Raw genomic sequence first — 15,735 nt, 5'->3', positions numbered from 1 at the left:
CCCTCAGTGGACGGTTCCGGTCATGACGCCGACCGGTACGGCGATGAAGCCGGCCGTCAGCAGGACCGCGATGCCGGTGGCGGTGGCCTTCAGCGCACGGTCACGGCGGCGGTTGCCCGCGCCGAGCGTCTGCGCGGCGCTCCAGAAGCCGTGCTGGATGTGCAGCCCCAGCGCGAGCATCGCCACGATGTAGATGACGTCGCCGTACCAGGTGTGGAAGGTCGCCTCGACGTTCTGGTACGGGTGCCCGGGTTGGGCGTTGCGGTTGACGGTGAGCGTGGTCAGGTCCAGCAGGTGCCAGACGATGAACAGCGCGAGGATCACTCCGCCCCAGCGCATGGTGCGGGTGGCGTAGCTGGAGCGGGCCTTGCGGTGGGCGTAGCCGACCGGACGGGCCCGCAGGTCGCGGCGGCTGAGCTGGTAGGCGGTCACGCCGTGCGCGACGACCGCGACGACGAGGACCACCCGGATGATCCACAGCGCCCACTCGTAGTGCAGCGCGGGCTCGCCGAGGGTGCGCAGCCAGTGCGCGTACCCGTTGTAGTCGTCGGCGCCGAAGAAGATCTTGAGGTTGCCGAGCATGTGGGCGACCAGGTAGAGCAGCATGACCAGCCCGCTCACCGCCATGACCGCTTTCTTGCCGACGGTGGAGTCCCAGGCCGTTTTCAGCGTGGGCGGCCGCCGGTATGTCCGCGTTGCCAATGCCATGGACACGACGGTAGGGCGCCGACCGATGAGTGGTCCAAGACATGATCCGGCTCGTTTCCATAGCGAACGCCTATGAAGGCGTACGCTGAGGGCATGCAGTTCCAGCAGCTCGCGTACTTCGTGGCGGTCGCGGAGACGCGGCACTTCACCCGCGCTGCGGAGGCCGTGCACGTCTCGCAGCCGTCGTTGTCCCAGCAGATCAGGGCGCTGGAGAAGGAGCTGGGGGCGCCGCTGTTCAGCCGGGCGCGCGGCAACATCGCGCTCACGGACGCCGGGGAGGCGCTGCTGCCGCTGGCGGTGCGCATCCTCGCCGACGCGGACACCGCGCGGCACGAGGTGCTGGAGCTGGCGCAGTTGCGCAGCGGCCGGGTGCGGCTGGGCGCCACGCCCAGCCTGTGCACGGGGCTGCTGCCGGTCGTGCTGCGCGCCTTCCACGACCGGCACCCCGGAATCCGGCTGCTGCTGGAGGAGGGCGGCTCCCACGACCTGGTCCGCGAGCTGGCCCGCGGGGCACTCGACCTCGCGCTGGTGGTGCTGCCGCTGCCCAGCCCCTCCCCCGCGCTCACCACGGTCGAGCTGTTCCAGGAGGACCTGGTCGCCGTCTCCGCGGTCGGCGCGGACCCGCCGCCCACGCCGCTGCGGATCGAGGATCTGCGCGGGCAGCCGATGGTGATGTTCCGGCACGGGTACGACTTGCGGGACCTGACGCTCGGCGCGTGCCGCGCCGCCGGTTTCGAGCCGACCTTCACGGTCGAGGGCGGCGAGATGGACGCGGTGCTGGGGTTCGTACGGGCCGGGCTCGGGATCGGGGTGGTGCCCTCCATGGTGGCCGCCCGGGCCGGCGACGGCCTGCGCGTCACGCCGCTGGCCCGCCCCGGCCTACGGCGCACCGTCGCGCTCGCGCACCGCAGCGATGTGGCTCCGCCGCGGGCCGCGCGGGTGCTCCAGCAGGTCATCCTCTCCGAGGCGCCTCCCCGGTGACCCGCCCCCCGGGGTGGTCCGTCCTGCCGGCCCAGGCCCCGCCCGCCGTCCGGTGGGGAGCCGACCGCGGTGGAGCAGCGCGAATAGTGTGTGCCGACGGGCAGGCTCAACAACCTGCCCGAGTTGCCGGAAAGCGTACGGCCCCCTGACCATGCCCGGCCCCGCACCCGGGCAGGACACCGGCCCAACACCCTCCAGCCGGCCGCGTTCCCACCGCGCACCACCCACGTTGCGTGGTCTTTTGCCCGTGGTTGCCCCTGCCCAACGGCCTTACTCTGAATGGTGAAAGGGGGTCGCCATGACCGCAGATCTCGGCGACAACGTCCGCAGGTACCGGCGTATGGCCGGACTCAGTCAGGAACAGCTTGCCGACGAAGCCGAACTGTCCACCGGCACCATTCAAAAAGTCGAACAGGGCGGCAGCGTCCGTATCGAAACCCTCCACACCATCGCCCGCGCTCTGGGCATCAGGACTTCCCAGCTTCTCGCCGAAGACCCGCCCAATCCGCAACGGCATGTCCCAGGCGAACGCCTCAGTCTCCAGGCCCTGCGTATCGCCCTGACCCCGCCTCTCGCGCTGACCCTCACGGCAGACTCCCCCGCACCGTCAGCCGACGAGGAGCCCAGCTTGAACCGGTTGCGGCGCAGGACGCAGGATGCCGCCCTGCTCTACCCGGCCGGACGGTACGAAAGCCTCGCCGCCGTCCTGCCCGGTCTGGTCCGCGACGCCGACGCCGCCGTCACCTACTACAGCGATGGTGAGGAACGTCAGCACGCGCTGCTGGCCCGCGTGGACGTGCTGGGTCTGACCGGCCGGTACCTCACCCAGGTCCGCCAGTTCGACATCGCGCACGCCGCGATCCGGGCCGCGATCACCGACGCACGTAGCGCCCAAGACCCCCAGGTGACAGCCGCTCAGGTACGGGGGCTGTGTTTCGTGCTGTTGCGGACCGGCCGGTTCGACGAAGCCGAGGACGCCGCAGTCCGGGCCATGGACCTGGTGGAGCCCAAACTCATGGACTCCGAACCTGGCCAATACGCCGTGTGGGGTGCTGTCGCGATGGAGGCCGCCGCAGCAGCTGTCCGCAACAACCGGCCGAAGGAAGCAAAGGAATACCGCCGCGCAGCATCTGTCGCCGCCGCCGCTATCGGACGCCAGCACGAATATGACTTGCATGGCATCGAGGGCCCTTTCGGTCCCGTCACAGCAGCCATGAAGTCCGTGGAAGACGTGATGGTCATCGGCGACGTACGAACGGTCGTACGCAGAGCCGAAAACGAAGAAGCACTTTCCCCAAAAACGTGGAAGCGCACAGGAGGCCCGAGCCGTGGCGATCGCAACCGGTTCGCCCTGGACGTGACCCGCGCTTACGCCCGCACCGGCGACACGACGCGCGCGGGAGAGGACCTGCACCGTCTCTACCGCACAGCGCCCGAATGGCTGCTCCACCAGAAGGCCGCCGTCGACGCCTGGCAGGAGATCGCCGCCAAGCGCAAGCGCAGCCTCCCCGCCGAGATGCGCGAAGTAGGCCGCCACCTGGGCATCATCGGCTGACTGCAACGCAGCGGGGCCGTTCATGACGCCACATCGGGAAAGCCGATCCCGCGCAGGTCCCACTCTCCCCGCCCCCCTCTTACGGTGTGCACACGTTGAACCGCGCAGCGTGAGAGGAACGGTGATGACACACCGTACAGAAGCAGAGCACCAGCGCCGCCGCGACCTCGCCGACGCGGCAGCCGGGATCACGCCGCGCCTGACCGAGGCCCTTCTCGACGCCTTGCGTGTGGCCCGCAGTCGGGGTGACCGCCTGTCGCCCCCCGCGCCGACCCTCGACAGCCCGGAAGAGCTCACCGAAGCCGCCGCACGGGGCTTTTCCCCGTTCCGGCCGGGGCTCCCCCGTCACTGGGCGTCCGGCGTCAACGACCAGCACGGGCGCGGCCTGGCTCTCGTAGCGAGTCTGACCGAGCGCTGGGGCGCCGAACCCTGCCAACGCGCGCAGCGCTTCATCTGCGGCAGGCGGACGCTGGTGCCGGACGAGCTGGTGCGTACGGTGCTGAGCCTGGTGAAGGCGGACGACGTGTACGCGTACACCCGGGAGGACATGTTCGCGACGCTCGTGTGCACGATCGAGGTGCACCGAGGGCCGGTTCACTACGGTGCGGCGCTCAACCTGCGCGGGCCGGAGGCCGGCACGCTGTGGGCGCTGTGGCGGGACGGCGGCACCCCGAGCGCGGTGATCGAGATTGCGGACTGTCCGGCCGGGCGGGAAGTGGACTGCCCGTGCAGCGAGTTCGCCGGCCATCCCGGCGGCCACAGCTGGGAGTTGGACGACCCGCCCCGTATGCCCACGGCTTTTCCGCTGGAGCGGCGGCCGCCGTCTTAGGCGATCGCCGCTGTCCACCTGAATGACAAGGAACGAGAATCAGATGAGCAGCACACCTTCCGCTTCGGCTGGGTCCTCGGCCTTACCGGCTCCCGCTCGGCGGTGGACCCTCACCGACACGGACGGCCGCACCCTCACCGGCCACCTGCCCCCGTGGGCCGGGAACGACCCGAGCGAGCACAACGTACCCCCCGACGCCTGGGAGGACCGGCTCGCCGACATCCACCTCACCCGGCACTTCCCGGGACCCACGGTCCCCGTCTACTGCGCCACCAGCCCCGCCCCGGGACCCGTCGCCGAGGAAACCTTCTCCTGCACCCTGGACTGCAACCCGCACGCCGAAGCACCCGAACCCCGCACCCCGCTGGTCAACCTGCACCTGTGCGGGGACAGTTGGCTCACCGACCTCGGCCCGCAGGACCTGACCCGGCTCGCCGCCACCTTCCGCTGGGTCGCGAACCGCCTCGACCAGGAAATCCGGCCCGCCCTGGTGGACGCACAAGAGGACTGGGCCAGGCACGCCGACCCCGATCTGAAGGGCGCGTTGCCGGGAAACAGCCGCATCCCTTGGCCTCCCTCGCGGTGAGCAGGCGACCCCCAGGGCACCTGCATCTGTTCCGCTCCGAGCACCCGCCAACCCGGAGAGTCGATAAACGGTCACGAAATGTAGTCGGCTGCCAACGACCGATCCGCCAGGAGGCGCCTGCGGCGGAGGTGACCCCGGCAGCGCGCTCGGGCACCGGCAGGAGTGGCGCGGGGGTCGGGGCCGGTGCGGGAGCCGGGGCAGGGCGGGGGGAGGGTCAGAGCCGGAGGGGGAGCTTCGTGCGGGGGCCGGGGGCGCTGCCCGTGTTGGAGGTGCCCGCGGGTTCGAGGAGGAGGACGGCGGTCTCCTCGTCGGCGCGGGGACAGTGCTCCGCGCCCTTGGGCACGACGAACAGCTCGCCGGGCCCGAGGACCACGTCGCCGTCGCGCAACTGGATGGTCAGACGGCCGCTGACCACGAGAAACAGCTCATCGGTGTCGTCGTGGCGATGCCAGACGAACTCGCCGTGCAGCTTCGCGAGCTTCACCTCGTAGTCGTTGACGTCGGCGACGGTCCGCTGCGCCCACAGCTCGTCGAACGAAGCGAGCTTGGCCGCGAGGTTCACGGCTGCGGGCCCGGACGTGGCAGGGTTGGTGGGGTCGGTCATGGGCTGAGGGTGGCCGAACCGGCCGGTGGGGGTCTTGTACGTTCCTGACCCGTGTGGCGGAGAGGGGGTGCCGTGGACGGCCCCGAGATCCATCAGGTGGACGCGTGGCGCCCGGGGGTGCCGGGCATCACGGAGGTGCTGCACGCGCACTTCACGGACCACGCCTACCCCGTGCACACCCACACCACGTGGGACCTGATGCTGCTGGACGACGGCGTCGTCGACTTCGCGCTGGACCGCACCCGCCACGGCGCAACGGACGCCAGCCGGGTCGTGCTCCTTCCGCCCGGCGTCCCGCACGACGGCCGGACGGTCAACCCGGCGGGCTTCCGCAAGCGCGTGCTGTACCTGAGCACGGATGTGCTGCCCGCCCGGCTGGCCGGGAGGGCCGTGGCCGGCCCGATCCTCGGCGACCCGGCGCTGCGCGCCAGGGTGCACCGGCTGCACGGGACCCTGCGCGACCAGGACGACGCGCTCGAAGCGCAGTCACGGCTCGCCTTCGTCCGGGAGCGGCTGCTGGTCCACCTCGACGCCCACCGGGTACGGCCCCCGGGCCGCGAGGGGGACCGGCTCGCCGCTCGGCTACGGGAACTCCTCGACGCCCGGATCGCCGACGGCCTCACCCTCGACGAGGCCACCACGCTCCTGCACGCCCACCCCACCCACCTGATCCGCAGCTTCTCCCGCACCTACGGCCTGCCGCCGCACACGTACCTCACCGGGCTGCGGATCGACCGCGCCCGGCGGCTGCTCCTCGCCGGCGAGCGGCCGGTCGCGGTCGCCTCGGCCGTCGGCTTCTACGACCAGGCCCACCTCAACCGCCACTTCAAGCGCCACCTCGGCGTCACCCCGGTCGCCTACGCCCGCCGCAACGGCCGGTCGCTGCACTAGAAACCGGCGCCCCCGCCCGGGGCCGGCTACACCGTCGCGATCGCCGGGTCGCTCACACCCGGGCGGCCGTTCTCCACGTGCCCGGCGAAACGGCGGGTGAACGCGGGGTCGTGGTCGGACAGCACCGTCACGTCGTACCAGCGGCCGGAGCGCGCGAGGTCCAGCCGGTGGTTCTCGCGGCGGCCGGCCCGGACCACGAGCATCCGCTGCTTCCCGTCGTACGCGTTGCGGACCGTGAAGCGGAGGTCGGTGTGCCCGGAGTTGGTGAGCGTCAGCTCGACCTGCCCGGTGAGGGCGTCGTGCCGGGCGGTCACCTCGGCGCCGGTGCGGTGCGCGGAGCCGCCGAAGGCGCGCAGGAAGCCGGCCGGACCGTGCACGGTGAGGTCGTACTCCCCGCCGGAGGTGCCGGTGTCCCAGTGCCCGGAGACGGTGTGCCCCGCGCCGGTGGTGTACGTCCAGGGCCCGTCGGTGCGGTTGCCGGAGGTGACGTGGAAGCAGGCGCCCGCGCCGGTGCCGCCGCCGAAGGTGAGGGTGATCCGCGCGTCGGACGCGGTCACGGCGGCGTCGGTGCGCGGCGCGTAGGGCAGCGGCCTGGTCGGCCGGGAGCCCTTCTCCTGGCGGGGCAGCGCCTGGTGGGCGGGCGGCACCGGTACGTAGGAGTCGTGCCGGTCGGAGTCCGGCGGCTGGTAGCCGTCGGTGCCGGGCAGGTGCGCGGGCCGGTCGTGCGTGAGGGAGAAGTCGAACGCGGAGGTGAGGTCGCCGCAGACGGCGCGCCGCCAGGGCGAGATCTGCGGCTCGCGCACGCCGAACCGCCGCTCGATGAAGCGCAGGACCGATGTGTGGTCGAACGTCTCGGAGCAGACGTAGCCGCCGGTGCTCCAGGGCGAGACCACGATCATCGGCACCCGCTGGCCGAGGCCGTACGGGCCGGGCGCGTAGGTGGCGTCGCCCGGGAAGAGTTCGAGCGAGGTGTCGACGGTGGAGGCGCCCTGCCCGGGCGCGGCGGCGTACGGCGGCACGACGTGGTCGAAGTAGCCGTCGTTCTCGTCGTAGGTGATCAGCAGCGCGGTCCTGCTCCACACCTCGGGGTCGGAGGTGAGCGCGTCGAGCACCTGCGAGATGTACCAGGCACCGTAGTTCGCGGGCCAGTTGGGGTGCTCGGAGAACGCCTCGGGGGCGGCGATCCAGGACACCTGCGGCAGCCGGCCGGCCTTGACGTCGGCGCGCAGCACGTCGAAGAAGCCGTCGCCCGCCTTGGCGTTCGTGCCGGTGCGGGCCTTGTCGTACAGGGGGTCGCCGGGCTTCGCGTCGCGGTACTGGTCGAAGTAGAGCAGCGAGTTGTCGCCGTAGTTCCCGCGGTAGGCGTCCTCGATCCAGCCCCAGCCGCCGGCCGCGTCGAGGCCGTCGCCGACGTCCTGGTAGATCTTCCAGGAGACGCCGGCCTGCTCCAGCCGCTCGGGGTAGGTGGTCCAGCCGTAGCCGAGTTCGGAGTTGTCGACGACCGGGCCGCCGCCCTTGCCGTCGTTGCCGGTCCAACCGCTCCACAGGTAGTAGCGGTTGGGGTCGGTGCCGCCGATCAGCGAGCAGTGGTACGCGTCGCAGACGGTGAACGCGTCGGCGAGCGCGTAGTGGAACGGGATGTCCTCGCGGGTCAGATGGGCCATCGTGGCGGCGGACTTGGCCGCGATCCACTGGTCGTAGCGGCCGCCGTTGACCGCGGCGTGGCTGCCGGTCCACTCGTGGTTGAGGCCCTCGATGAACTTCATCCCCAGGTCCCCCGCGTCCGGGTGGTACGGCAGGACCTCGCCCGCGCCGGCGCCGGTGCCGGTGCCGTCCGGCTGGTGCCACACCGGCTTGCCGCTGGGCAGCGTGACCGGGCGGGGGTCGCCGAAGCCGCGGACCCCGCGCAGCGAGCCGAAGTAGTGGTCGAAGGAGCGGTTCTCCTGCATGAGGACGACGATGTGCTCGACGTCCTTGAGGGTGCCGGTGCGGCGGCCGGCCGGGATGGCGGCGGCCCGGGTGATGCTGCCGGACAGGGCGGAGAAGCCGGCGGTGGCGCCCGCGATCTGAAGGAAGCGGCGCCGGTTGAGTTCGGTCATGGCTCGCGAGACCTCTTTGGCTCGGGGCGGGGGTGTGCCGCGGTATCCGGTCGCGGCAGCCCGGTCGGGTGGGTCCCAGACCACCGAGTGCCGGCGAAGGGCGGGTGTCGCCCGCGTGGCGCGCCGAGGTACGGACCGCGAACAGGCTGCCCGCGGCGGCTGATGGGGCGCGCGGGTGCCCGGGGGTCCGGGTGCCCGGGGGTCCGGGTGCCCGGGGGTCCGGGCGCGAGGCACCCAGCCTCCCCAAGCCGATCAGACCTTCAACCGTAGTTGGGAAGGGAGGCGCCAGAGGGACACGGTGGACTCGTCGTAGGGGTGTCAGACTCCCAGGGTCGGGAAGCGACCTTCAACGACCGCGTCCACGAAGGTCTGCCACTGCTCGGGCCGGAACGTGAGCGCCGGCCCCGTTGGACAACCAGGGGCCGGCGCCTCCGACATGTGCTCAGGCGAGCAGGTCCTTCTGTCCGGCCTGCACGCTTGCTGTGAACAGCTCGTAGTCCCGACGGGAGACGATCAGGACCTTGGCGTCGGGGTCACCCACGTCCACGGAGTCGCGCAGCGCCACCACCCCGTCCACGAAGGCGACCTCCAGGCAGTTGTTGCCGGCATCGGACAACTCGCTCTTGGCCCAGGTGGCGTTGGTGAGATCGACCTGCTTGTTCATGCGTAGTAGTCCTTGATCAACTCGTGGATGAAGCGGCGCGAGGCCGGGCCGTCGAGGGACTGGGAGCGGAGGTATTCGAGGGCCGACTCGTACCTGCCCACGTCCCCATCCTCCTCCAGGTAGACGGAGGTTGTCATCGTCTCAATGACGGCAACCGGCGGTCCCACCGGGAAGTGTAGGAGCCGGAACGGGCCGTTCATGCCTGCATGTGCGCCAGACCCGAAGGGGAGCACCTGTATCACTACGTGGGCGTGCTCCTCGGTCACATCCAGGAGCCGTTGGAGCTGCGCGCGCATCACGTCCGGGTCGCTGATCACGCGTCGCAGCGCCGCCTCGTCAAGGACGCACGACATGCTGAGCGGTGTCTCGCGGGTGAGCACCGCTTGCCTCGCCATGCGGAGATCCACGAAGCGGGCGATCTCCCGCTTCGACGGCCACTGCTGACTCTGCTCGACGACAGAGGCCGCGTAGTCCCTGGTCTGGAGCAGGCCGGGCACCATGGTCAGGTAGGACTCGGCCTTCGACGCCATCCCTTCGAGGTGCAGGAAGTCCTCGAACTCGTCGGTCTGGATTACTTCCTTGTACTCGTCCAGCAGGTTCGTCCGCTTGCCCGAGGCCGCGAGGGACGCCATCACCTTGATCTTCGTGCGGGTCTCTTCCGAGTCGACGCCGTAGATCTCGAAGAAGGCGGTCAGACCGAGGCCGGAGACACGTTGCTTGCCGTTCTCGATCTTGCTCAGCGCGGGCTTCCCCGCGAGGCCAAGCCGGTCCGCGGCCTCCTCCATCCCGAGCCCCGCGGCTGTCCGCAGCGACCGCAGGGCCGATCCGAGCCTGCGTCGGTGCACGTTGGGCCTTGCTTCCGCCATCGGCCTGCCTCTCTTGTGTGGGTTGCAGGGTAGCGCCGCCAACGTTGCTGGCATATGCCAATTTTCAAGCCGGAAACCAACTTTTCCGGATCATGTTGCCAGAAACGTTGCTCATACCCCACAGTTGCATCCAGGCGCTCGCAACTCAGCGTACGGTAATCGTCATTTCCTGTTACCACCGCGTGTGCCCCTCAACTCGTGAACCGGTGAGAGGTGTTGGCCATGGCGCCCAGTTTCCGTCGAAGCAGGCTGGACTTGGCGTGCGAACCCTCCGCCGTCGGCCGCGCTCGGAGCCACGTCGGAGACACGCTCACACGCTGGCGGCTCCCCGAAGACGTAGTGTTCGACGCTGCGACCGTGGTCACCGAGCTGACGAGCAACGCCGTTCGCCACGCGGGGAGTTGCGCCGATCCGTTCGGGCCCGGGCAGGTCCGGCCGTCGACCGTACGGCGGTGCGCCCTGACCCTGTGGGTGACCGACACGCGGCTGCACCTCGGGGTGTGGGATCAGAGCAGGGCCCGCCCGGTGCTGCGGCCCGTCTCGTTCGACGCCGAGGGCGGACGCGGGCTCCAGGTGGTGGCCGGTCTCGCCGAGGGGCAGTGGGGCGCCGCGCTGACCCGGCCCGAAGGGAAGGTCGTCTGGGCCGCACTCCCTCTCCCCGCCGGGTACCGCCCTCGCATCGCACGGGACAGCCCGTTGTCGCGGGCTTCGTTGAGGCGGTGAGCGCGTGAGAACCGTTGCCGCTTCACCGACCCCGATCCGGCGCCCGCCCAGCCGGGCCGGGCCACCCGACGCCCGTCCGCGCCGCGCCGCCACCCGATTCCACCGCCCGACCACGAACAGGAACCCCGCACCATGAACGCCACCCCCTCATCCAGCGCCTTACCCGCCCCCGCCACCCCGCCGGAGCTGAACCCGAAACCGAGGCCGAACCCGAAGCCGAAGCCGGCCCGGCGGTGGGCGATCACCACCACCACCGGAGATACCGCCATCGGCCACCTGCCGGACTGGGCCAGCACCGACCCGAGCGAACACGACGTGCCCCCGCACCAGTTGGCCGCGCGCCTGGCCGACATCAACCACCACGTCCGCTTCCCCGGACAGGTCCTGCGCGTCTACTCCCCCGCGAACTCCGAACGGCACCCGACGCCCGTGGAAGTCCTCCACACCAGCATCGACTGCAACCCCTACGCGCCCGACCCCGAACCCCGCGTCCCCGTCGCCAACCTCCACCTCGCCGGAGAGTACTGGCTCACCGACCTCGACCCCGAAGAACTCGGCCACCTCGCGGGCAGCCTCCGGACCCTGGCCGACCGCCTCGATCACCAGGTCCGCCCCACACTCGTCGCCGCCCGCTCCGACTGGACCCGCCACCCGTCCCGCACCACAGGCACCCACCGGTGAAGGCCCACGTGACGAAACCCCGCACTCCGGCGCCGCTGTTCGCGAACGGCGAGATGACCGCCCGCGCCCTGTACGCCCACCAACTCGCCGCGCTGCGCGCGAAGGCCGGACTCACTCTCACCGAACTGTCCGACCAGTGCCACTACGAACAGTCCTACCTGCACCGGCTGGAGACCGGCGGACGACTGGGCACCCTCGACGTCGCCGTCGCCCTGGACCGCCTCTACGACACCGGCGACCTCCTGGTCCGGCTGTGGCACCTGGCCAAACGCGAAGCCAAGCAGCTCGCGGCCGGCGGCATCGCCAGCCTCGAAGCCACCGCCACCACCATCCAGGAATACGCCCTCACCGCCATCCCCGACCTCCTCCTGGCCCCCGCCTACGCCAAGGAGCAACTCGCCGCCACCGGCCCCCACCACCTCCGGGCACTCGACGCCCGCCTCGAAGAACTCCGGCTGCGGCAGGCCCGGTTGACCGCCACCGCGTCCCCGCCGGTCCACTACCGCGCCATCCTCGACGAGATCGTGCTCCAGCACGCGGTTCACCACCCCACCACCTGGGCCGATCAGCTCGACCACCTGATCACCGCCGCCCAACACCCCGCCGTCGCCCTCCACATCCTCCCGCTGGGCAGCGGTCCGCGCGTCCTCCACGGCCCCCTCCAACTCCTCTCCTTCCGCGTCGGCCGTCCCCTCGCCCACGCCCACAGCACGCTCACCGGGCACCTCACCGACGACCCCGACGACGTCGAACAACTCCGCCAGAGCTACGACAACCTGCGCGACACCGCCCTGACCCCCACCCAGACCCTCACCCACCTCCACGCCCTCCGCACCACCACCGTGACCACGTCCACGTCCTGAACAGCCCGCCCCGACCGCCGACGCCAGCCCCGGGCGCCGCGACCGGCCCGTCACCGTGGGTTCCGTCGCCGTCCGGCAAGGCGCCGTTCAACTGCCCGTCGCCGCCGGGCGGGAGTCTGCCCGATGTCACCGCGCCGTACCGGTGGCACCGGCACCGCTCAGCACCTCCACGCACCGCATCCGCGCCAAGGAGCCATGATGGTCGCACAGTTGGACCCGCTGGACCCGTCCGAGCCGTCGTCGTCCGAGTCCTCGCCGGAGTCCTCGTCCGGTCCGCGCATCGGCCGCCGGACCGCGGTCGGCCTGCTCGGCACCGCGGGTGCCGCCGCGGTGGCCGCACCGCTGCTGACCGCGACGCCGGCCGCCGCGTCGGCCCCGGGCAGCGCGCCGGCGGGTGCCCCGGCCTTCCACCCGTCGCCGGACGCGGGCGGCGCGCCGCCGGTGCAGGGCCTGCACCTGACGTTCGGCAAGGACCCGTCCACCCAGATGGTGGTCTCCTGGCTGACCGACGCCCCGGTGAAGCGGCCCCGGGTGATGTACGGCACGCTTGACCACGGCCTCGGCTCGGGCGCCGACGCGGTCACCCGCGTCTACGCCGACGGCAAGTCCGGCCGGAAGGTCTACGTCCACCACGCGGCACTGAACCGGCTCTCCCCCGGCAAGCAGTACTTCTACGTCGTCTCGCACGACGGTGCCACCCCCGACAGCGGCACCTTCGCCACCGCGCCGCGCGGCCGGCAGCCGCTCACCTTCACCAGCTTCGGCGACCAGTCGGCGCCGCAGGTCACCTGGGCGGCCGACGGCACCGTGGCGCTGGACGCCAACTCCACGCCCGCCACGAAGGACATCGTCACCGGCATCGAGCAGGTCGCGCCGCTGTTCCACCTGCTCAACGGCGACCTGTGCTACGCCAACCTGGACCTGGACCGGGTGCGGACCTGGAACAACTTCTTCACCAACAACACGCGTTCGGCCCGCTTCCGGCCGTGGATGCCCGCCGCGGGCAACCACGAGATCGAGTCGGGCAACGGCCCGATCGGACTGGGCGCCTACCAGACGTACTTCGCGCTGCCGTCGACCGAGACCGACGCCGAACTCGCCGGCCTGTGGTACGCGTTCACCGCCGGCTCGGTGCGGGTCATCGTGCTCCAGAACGACGACAACTGCCTGCAGGACGGCGGCGACCTCTACATCAACGGCTACTCCGGCGGACGCCAGCTCGCTTTCCTGGAGCGGGAGTTGAAGGCCGCCCGGGCGGACCGCGAGATCGACTGGGTGGTCGTCGCCATGCACCAGGTGATGATCTCCTCCTCCGACGCCAACGGCGCCGACCTGGGCCTGCGCGCCAAGTACGGCCCGCTCTTCGACCGCTACCAGGTCGACCTGGTCGTCTGCGGGCACGAGCACAACTACGAGCGGTCGCTCGCCGTGCGCGGCGTCGTCAGCGGCAGCGAGACGCTGACCCCGAACCCGGCGTCCACCCGCACCGACGACATCGACACGGGCCTGGGCACCGTGCACATGGTGCTCGGCGGCGGCGGTGTCTCCGGCACCACCAACCAGTCCTTCTTCAAGGACGGCACCGCGAAGGTCCTCACGGCGGTGGCCGACAGCCGCCCCGAAGGCGGCAAGCGCGCGCCGACCTACGTCAAGGAGGAGGCGGTCTGGACGGGCGTGCGCGACATCGAGCACCCGTACGGTTTCGCGGCCTTCACCGTCGACCCGGGCCGCTTCCCCGGCGACACCACCCGCCTGCACGTCACGTACTACAACGTGGACAAGCCCGCCGGCGAGCTCTCGGTCTTCGAGAAGTTCACGCTGCACCGCAAGCGGTCCGACGCACGTCGCTGACGGCACCCGGTCCACCCGGGCGGGACGGTCCGCCCGGGTGGCACCGTCCGCCCGGGCGGCTCGCTCGGGTGGCTCGCCCGGGGTCGCCCGACATCGGTCAGGTGGCGGCCGGCGCGCACCGGCACCCGGGTCGGCCGGTCACCGCCGGCGCGCGGGCATCACCGTCGGCTGGGAGTCCGGCCGCATCGCCGCATCCGTGCCACCGTCGACCGTCAGCAGGGCGCCGGTGGTGAACCGGGCCTCCGGGCGCAGGAACTGGTCGACCCAGAAGGCTATGTCCTCGGGGTGACCGAACACACCGAGCGGCATCGGGGTGGGGAAGGCGTCCGGGTCGAGGTCCTCCTCCTTCATCGTGGAGCCGGTCATCAGCGGGGTGATCACGGCGCCGGGGGCGATGGCATTGAGGGTGATGCCCCTGCGTGCCCACTCCGGCACGACCGCGGTGGCCCGCACCCACCGGGAGAGAGCGAACTTCGAGGTGGCGTACGCGCTGATGCTCGGGCTGTTCGCGGCGAGTTCGGCCGGCAACCCGCCCTGCCCGGCCCGCGCGTGCTCCCGGGCCGCCTGCTCGTCGCCGGCGAGCATCAGCTCCACCAGCGGCTCGTCGATCATCGGCACGGTGGTCGAGGAGTTCGAGCTGATCACCACGGCGCGCCCCCCGCCGGCGGCCTCCAGCGCCGGGCGCAGCCCGTTCAGCAGGGCCACCGGGCCGAAGTAGTTGATCGAGGCGACGACGCCGGCGTCACGCATCTGCGGTCCGACGCCCGCCACCGCCGCGACACCGTCCAGCCGGCCGCCGGCGAGCCGGATGACCTCCCGGACGGCGTGCGCCCGGCCCTCGGCCGTACCCAGGTCGGCGACGACGTCGGCGTCCCGCAGGTCCACTCCGATGACGCGGTGTCCCGCGGCGCGCAGCCGGGCGGCGCTGGCCGCGCCCATGCCCGAGGCCGAGCCGGTGACGGCGTATGTACCCATGGTGAATCTCCTTCGTGCGGTGCTCGGTCACCGTGGCGACCGTGGTGGTGCTTGTCGGTCACGGGCGTCCCGTCACCGTTTTCGATCGTAGTTCAATCACTGATTGGATGACGTCATGACCCACGTCACCTGTGGTGCAATGGCTCCGTGAGTCATCCGGACACCACGACGCGGCAACGCCTCCTCGCCGCCGCCAAGACGCTGTTCCTGGAGAAGGGCGCCGACCAGGTCTCGCTGCGCGCGGTGAACGCGGCGGCCGGGCTGAACCCGGGGGCGGTCCACTACCACTTCGGCTCCCGCGAGGGCCTGATCTCGGCACTGCTCGAACAGGAGCTGAGCCCGGTGTGGCGGTCCTGGTGGGACCGCGTGCCCGAGGACGGCGCCGGCGCCGAGGACCTGGCGGCGGGGCTCGTCGAGCCGTTCGCCGAGCTGGTCGGGACGCGTGACGGCCGCGTGCTCGTGCACCTGCTGGCGCGTACGGCGCTGCCCGCCGGCCAGCTCCCGAACGTCTCGACGCCCTACACCCCCGCTCCCTTCGAGGTGCGGCTTGGCCGTGCGCTGCCCGAGCTGACCCCGCAGGAGGTCACCGAGCGGTGCGCGCTGGCGTCCGCCCTGGTGCTGGAGGTCTACGGGCGCCCGCTGGCGCGCACGGCCGCCGAGAACCACGCCTTCCCCGACACCCGCACCGTCGTCGCCTTCGTGCTGGCCGGGCTGACCGCCCCACCGGTCGGGCGCCGCGCACCCGGGGCGTAGCCCGGACCCGGCCGCGCGAGGCGCGGGCGATGCGTCAAAAGGGGCACTCGGCGGCCCGCACCGCGGGTGGGGTGCGGCCAGGTGCACCCGGGTGAGCTACGATCCG

The 15,735-nt window shown here is 71.5% G+C and carries 16 protein-coding genes; 10 read left to right on the top strand and 6 right to left on the bottom strand.

Annotated elements, in window-relative coordinates; genetic code table 11:
• Positions 1–3: 3 nt before the first annotated feature.
• Entirely contained in the window at positions 4–708 is a 705-nt protein-coding gene (locus ACIPAE_RS25465; protein ID WP_402448117.1) for a succinate dehydrogenase, read from the bottom strand.
• 93 nt (positions 709–801) lie between these two features.
• Between ACIPAE_RS25465 and ACIPAE_RS25460 the strand changes: the two genes are divergently transcribed.
• The 4 genes from ACIPAE_RS25460 to ACIPAE_RS25445 all read left to right on the top strand — a co-directional run bounded on the left by ACIPAE_RS25460 (position 802) and on the right by ACIPAE_RS25445 (position 4,659).
• The gene (locus ACIPAE_RS25460; protein ID WP_329371986.1) at positions 802–1,689 is read left to right on the top strand and encodes a LysR substrate-binding domain-containing protein; all 888 of its coding nucleotides are present in this window, start codon (positions 802–804) and stop codon (positions 1,687–1,689) included.
• Between the two features lie 298 nt (positions 1,690–1,987).
• Positions 1,988–3,244 (top strand): helix-turn-helix domain-containing protein, encoded by a 1,257-nt coding sequence (locus ACIPAE_RS25455; protein WP_402448115.1) that lies wholly within the window; start codon positions 1,988–1,990, stop codon positions 3,242–3,244.
• Positions 3,245–3,368: 124 nt separating this feature from the next.
• Positions 3,369–4,073: a hypothetical protein gene (locus tag ACIPAE_RS25450; protein ID WP_402448113.1), complete on the top strand. Its 705-nt coding sequence runs from the start codon at positions 3,369–3,371 to the stop codon at positions 4,071–4,073.
• A 43-nt stretch (positions 4,074–4,116) separates the two neighbouring features.
• Positions 4,117–4,659, top strand: coding sequence for a DUF6907 domain-containing protein (locus ACIPAE_RS25445; protein WP_402448111.1), 543 nt, complete (start codon positions 4,117–4,119; stop codon positions 4,657–4,659).
• A 214-nt stretch (positions 4,660–4,873) separates the two neighbouring features.
• On the opposite strand, the gene ACIPAE_RS25440 is transcribed toward ACIPAE_RS25445, so the two are convergent.
• On the bottom strand, positions 4,874–5,263 hold the full coding sequence (locus ACIPAE_RS25440; RefSeq protein ID WP_329371981.1) for a cupin domain-containing protein: 390 nt from the start codon (positions 5,261–5,263) through the stop codon (positions 4,874–4,876).
• Positions 5,264–5,335: 72 nt separating this feature from the next.
• Here ACIPAE_RS25440 and ACIPAE_RS25435 point away from each other — a divergent pair, with 72 nt between their 5' ends.
• Complete coding sequence (locus tag ACIPAE_RS25435) at positions 5,336–6,154, top strand: AraC family transcriptional regulator (protein WP_329371980.1); 819 nt, start codon at positions 5,336–5,338, stop codon at positions 6,152–6,154.
• A 26-nt stretch (positions 6,155–6,180) separates the two neighbouring features.
• Here ACIPAE_RS25435 and ACIPAE_RS25430 read toward each other — a convergent pair whose 3' ends face one another.
• The 3 genes from ACIPAE_RS25430 to ACIPAE_RS25420 all read right to left on the bottom strand — a co-directional run bounded on the left by ACIPAE_RS25430 (position 6,181) and on the right by ACIPAE_RS25420 (position 9,837).
• Positions 6,181–8,253 (bottom strand): phosphocholine-specific phospholipase C, encoded by a 2,073-nt coding sequence (locus ACIPAE_RS25430; RefSeq protein WP_402448109.1) that lies wholly within the window; start codon positions 8,251–8,253, stop codon positions 6,181–6,183.
• Between the two features lie 442 nt (positions 8,254–8,695).
• Positions 8,696–8,917: a DUF397 domain-containing protein gene (locus ACIPAE_RS25425; protein ID WP_329371975.1), complete on the bottom strand. Its 222-nt coding sequence runs from the start codon at positions 8,915–8,917 to the stop codon at positions 8,696–8,698.
• The gene (locus ACIPAE_RS25420; protein ID WP_402448107.1) at positions 8,914–9,837 is read right to left on the bottom strand and encodes a helix-turn-helix domain-containing protein; all 924 of its coding nucleotides are present in this window, start codon (positions 9,835–9,837) and stop codon (positions 8,914–8,916) included. The genes ACIPAE_RS25425 and ACIPAE_RS25420 overlap by 4 nt, the downstream gene beginning before the upstream one ends.
• A gap of 168 nt (positions 9,838–10,005) precedes the next feature.
• Here ACIPAE_RS25420 and ACIPAE_RS25415 point away from each other — a divergent pair, with 168 nt between their 5' ends.
• The 4 genes from ACIPAE_RS25415 (at position 10,006) to ACIPAE_RS25400 (ending at position 13,901) form a co-directional block, all read left to right on the top strand.
• Positions 10,006–10,506 carry an ATP-binding protein gene (locus ACIPAE_RS25415; RefSeq protein ID WP_402448105.1) on the top strand — a complete coding sequence of 167 codons (501 nt, stop codon included), beginning with the start codon at positions 10,006–10,008 and terminating at the stop codon, positions 10,504–10,506.
• 132 nt (positions 10,507–10,638) lie between these two features.
• On the top strand, positions 10,639–11,187 hold the full coding sequence (locus tag ACIPAE_RS25410; RefSeq protein WP_402448103.1) for a DUF6907 domain-containing protein: 549 nt from the start codon (positions 10,639–10,641) through the stop codon (positions 11,185–11,187).
• Between the two features lie 8 nt (positions 11,188–11,195).
• Positions 11,196–12,050, top strand: coding sequence for a helix-turn-helix domain-containing protein (locus ACIPAE_RS25405; RefSeq protein ID WP_402448102.1), 855 nt, complete (start codon positions 11,196–11,198; stop codon positions 12,048–12,050).
• Between the two features lie 198 nt (positions 12,051–12,248).
• The gene (locus ACIPAE_RS25400) at positions 12,249–13,901 is read left to right on the top strand and encodes a metallophosphoesterase family protein (RefSeq protein WP_366412090.1); all 1,653 of its coding nucleotides are present in this window, start codon (positions 12,249–12,251) and stop codon (positions 13,899–13,901) included.
• A gap of 138 nt (positions 13,902–14,039) precedes the next feature.
• Here ACIPAE_RS25400 and ACIPAE_RS25395 read toward each other — a convergent pair whose 3' ends face one another.
• Entirely contained in the window at positions 14,040–14,876 is an 837-nt protein-coding gene (locus tag ACIPAE_RS25395; protein ID WP_366412089.1) for an SDR family oxidoreductase, read from the bottom strand.
• A 147-nt stretch (positions 14,877–15,023) separates the two neighbouring features.
• On the opposite strand from ACIPAE_RS25395, the gene ACIPAE_RS25390 reads away from it, so the two are divergent.
• Positions 15,024–15,629, top strand: coding sequence for a TetR/AcrR family transcriptional regulator (locus ACIPAE_RS25390; protein WP_329371964.1), 606 nt, complete (start codon positions 15,024–15,026; stop codon positions 15,627–15,629).
• Positions 15,630–15,735: the final 106 nt, after the last annotated feature.

Origin of the sequence: Streptomyces sp. NPDC087270, from assembly GCF_044744625.1 — a bacterium.
GTDB lineage: Bacteria > Actinomycetota > Actinomycetes > Streptomycetales > Streptomycetaceae > Actinacidiphila.
The sequence above is the reverse complement of the archived record's forward strand: the minus strand, read 5'-3'. Positions and strand labels throughout refer to the sequence as shown.